The following is an 829-nucleotide window of genomic DNA, read 5'->3' on the forward strand; positions in this document are numbered from 1 at the left end:
GCCAACTTGTCGGCATGTCGGCCAAGTTGCCCGAGCAAGTTCAAGCCAAGGGGCAGGACCTGCTGCAGCGCGTGGGCCGCATCCTCACGCAAAAGACCAAAGACAAGAACAAGCTGTATGCCCTGCATGCGCCCGAGGTGGAGTGCATCTCCAAAGGTAAGGCACGTAACCCCTACGAGTTCGGCGTGAAGGTCACACTGGCGACCACGCTCAAAGAAGGCCTGGTGGTGGGCATGCGCTCCATGCCCGGCAATCCGTACGACGGGCACACGCTGGATGAGACCATCGAGCAGGTGAGCATCCTGGCCAACCACCGGCCGCGTACTGTGATGGTGGACAAGGGCTACAAGGGTGCCGAGGTCGAGGGCGTGCAGATTCTCAGATCAGGCCAGCGGCGAGGCGTGACGCGCACGATGAAGGCCATGATCAAACGGCGAAGCGCGATCGAGCCGACGATCGGACACATGAAGAGCGACGGCAGGCTGGATCGAAATCCACTCAAGGGCGCGCTGGGCGATGCGCTGCATGCCGTGCTGTGCGGTGCCGGGCACAACATCCGCCTGCTGCTGAGCCTGTTGAGGCTTTTTGTTGCCCATCTACAGGCCGTTGTCTTGGCTTGGCTGGCGCGCTCGGCCTGTCACTACCGCGTTCAGGTTGCGCTGACTGCCGCGTGAGGCAATTGTTCAGGGCGGACTACCTTGGGCCAAGCGCTGCTTGAAGCTCCACAACGTGCGTGCATCAGGGATGTGCAGGGCACCGTCCAGACGGCAAAAGTGCTGGAAGCTCATGCGATCAAGCACCTGGTACTCGCAGTCTTCGTCACTGAGGT

Annotated in this window: 2 protein-coding genes; one reads left to right on the top strand and one right to left on the bottom strand. The window is 61.5% G+C overall.

The window, feature by feature from the left end; all coding sequences use genetic code 11:
- Nucleotides 1–674: transposase (locus ABG80_RS16670; protein ID WP_152987688.1), on the top strand; the 674-nt coding region annotated here is incomplete at its 5' end.
- 9 nt (nucleotides 675–683) lie between these two features.
- Here the strand turns inward: ABG80_RS16670 and ABG80_RS21620 are convergent.
- Nucleotides 684–829 (bottom strand): transposase (locus tag ABG80_RS21620; protein ID WP_268760988.1); only part of this gene is annotated, 146 nt, incomplete at its 5' end.

This window comes from Aquabacterium parvum (genome assembly GCF_001447195.1).
In the GTDB taxonomy this organism is placed as follows: domain Bacteria; phylum Pseudomonadota; class Gammaproteobacteria; order Burkholderiales; family Burkholderiaceae_C; genus Aquabacterium; species Aquabacterium parvum.